Raw genomic sequence first — 2290 nt, 5'->3', positions numbered from 1 at the left:
CACCAGCACCACGGGCCGGCCGCGCAGGTCGGGCGCGTCGCGCTGCTCCACGGAGGCGTAAAACGCGTCCATGTCGAGGTGAATAATCTTGCGAAAAGCGGCGGGGTTCACAAAAAGGCAGCGCAGTATATTTAGCCGGACGAAGTTACCAGCCGCTGCACCAGCGGCGCTCATTTCCGGCTTTCGCTCCTGCCCCTATGCTCAGCCGCCACGCTTGGCTCACCGTCTTATTTTGTTTGTGGGGCTTGGTTGCGGCTGCGCAGGTGCCGGCCGCCGCCGGCCTCGCGGTCAGCATTGTGCCCCTTTCCTACGCCCATGATGGCATTGCGGCTACGATTTATGCCCGGCAGTTCCACGTCATTCTGCACAACACATCCGACCATTCATTCAGATATGGGATGAGCAGTACAGCTGGGGCTATTACGGGCTATTTTTTGAAATTACCTCCTTGCAGGATGGCCGTAAGCAAGTCCTGAAAAAATTGCCCGGGATTTGGGAAAAGAACGTTCCTGCGTATTTCAGCATTGCCCCGCAAGGCTTTTTCGTATTCGACGTTGATTTCTCGGGCGAGGGCAAGTGGCCAGCGTGGCCGGCAGTTTTTTCCAAAAAACCGCACGGCCCCGATAAGCTTGACTGCGTGCTGCGCGCGGTTTATTCTATCGAACCGGATGACTGGTCCCGCAAGCTGCACGTCTGGACGGGGACTGTTTCATCCAGCGAGCTGCACTGCACCCTCTATCCCTGAGGCTTGAAGATTAAGCCGTTCGCGGGTCCTGAAGCATCTGCCGGAGCGGCCCGAAACGGCCTTCACGGCGGGCAAAAAACCACGGCCCCGGCTTTTCCAAACGGGGTGTCCGGCTGCTACCCAAACGCCCGTTTGCGCTAACCTTTGCACTGATACTTGATTGACATTCAGCCATTACCAAAAAAAGAGCTGACGCATTTTTTTGACGTGGGCAATGGATTTCATGTTGTTTTCTCTTTTTTCATGCCCTACCTTAGCTTCATCTTCGGATGGGAGAAACTGAGACGTTGGCCAAGTGAAAATCTGTGATTTTGACTAATAGAGCGGGATTTGCTAGCCAAGTCTGGCCGACTAATGGCCGAATTTTATACATTATTCAACTATTAACAAGAAAATAATCTTATTAAATATTTGCTTATTGCCAAAAATTAGTTTAAGTTTGAATTACCAATCCTTGTGGGGTGGCGGAACTGGCAGACGCGCTAGCCTATCTCGCTAGTACATTAGAGGTTCGAGTCCTCTCTCTACAGCAAAAAACGTCCTTAGCATCACGCTAGGGGCGTTTTTGTGTTTACGGGGCATACTCCGGGGCATGTTGAGGCATTTTCTAATGATTCCTTCCAAAAAGAAAAGGAAAATCAAAATGAAGTTGTTTTGCAACACCGTTAATTATAACTATAACACAGTTGCAAATTGGCAACCAGTGCTTATCTTGCAAAAGAGCACAACATCTGCTGATACCTCCCTGCCCCTCGGCTACCGTAGCCGCATGACATTAACTCATCGCCCCTTGCCGCCCCACCAGTGGGCAAGCGCCGTGAAGGCCGTGTACCGGCGCGACCCTGACCTGCTCACGCGCTGGCACGTCATTGCCCCGTGTACGCTGGCCGAAGCCGTCACCGACACCGTGGAGGCCCTGCGGGGATGCGGGGACGACTTCGTGCTCTACGGGCTGCAACTGCCGGGGGTGGATGGATTCGTGGGCATGGTGGGGGTGGAGCACGAAAGCAACTACCTCGTCACGTTCGGGCTGGGCCGGGAGTACCGCACCCCGGCCTTAGTGGCGGAACTTGCCGGACTCATCAATGCCATATTAAAAAACAACACAGCCGCTTGGAGTTGGCTTTACTCCCACAACCTGCCGGCCTGTGACTTCATTGCCCGCCTCGGCTTTACCGCCGTCGCTGACCCCGTTCTACACCCTAAAACCAACCGCCCCATCATTCTCCACTCTAAAACACCTTAGCGATGCCGGCCGGAGGCGCAATTACCACAGCAATTATCGGGCTTGGAACCGCAGGCTACAAAGCCTACCAGGCCCATCAACAGCAGAAGAAAGCCGACGAACTGCGGCTGCAAGATTCTTCGACACCCGAAGAACGCGAACAGCTTGCCATGTCCCGGCAGGCCGCCGGTACTTCGCGCCTGCTTGGCATGGGTGGAATGCAGAATCGCCTCGGCATGGTGCAGGCCGGGGCGTTGCAGAACGCCCGCCTCGGCGCGGCTTCGGGCGCGGATTTTCTCGCCGCCGCCGGAGCCGCTGCC

Annotated in this window: 4 protein-coding genes and 1 tRNA gene; 4 read left to right on the top strand and 1 reads right to left on the bottom strand. The window is 55.3% G+C overall.

The window, feature by feature from the left end:
- The coding region (locus ACYVDE_RS20595; protein ID WP_460503413.1) for a Y-family DNA polymerase at positions 1–111 on the bottom strand (111 nt) is incomplete at its 3' end.
- Positions 112–448: 337 nt separating this feature from the next.
- Between ACYVDE_RS20595 and ACYVDE_RS20590 the strand changes: the two genes are divergently transcribed.
- From ACYVDE_RS20590 to ACYVDE_RS20575, 4 genes are all read left to right on the top strand, one after another.
- On the top strand, positions 449–745 hold the full coding sequence (locus ACYVDE_RS20590) for a hypothetical protein (RefSeq protein ID WP_460503412.1): 297 nt from the start codon (positions 449–451) through the stop codon (positions 743–745).
- Between the two features lie 455 nt (positions 746–1200).
- Positions 1201–1275: transfer RNA gene (locus ACYVDE_RS20585), tRNA-Asp, on the top strand.
- A gap of 239 nt (positions 1276–1514) precedes the next feature.
- Positions 1515–1991: a hypothetical protein gene (locus ACYVDE_RS20580; protein ID WP_460503411.1), complete on the top strand. Its 477-nt coding sequence runs from the start codon at positions 1515–1517 to the stop codon at positions 1989–1991.
- A gap of 2 nt (positions 1992–1993) precedes the next feature.
- On the top strand, positions 1994–2290 hold a 297-nt coding region (locus tag ACYVDE_RS20575; RefSeq protein WP_460503410.1), incomplete at its 3' end, for a hypothetical protein.

This window comes from Hymenobacter agri (genome assembly GCF_054778495.1).
Note: the sequence above shows the minus strand (reverse complement) of the source record. Positions and strands in the feature narration are given on the sequence as shown.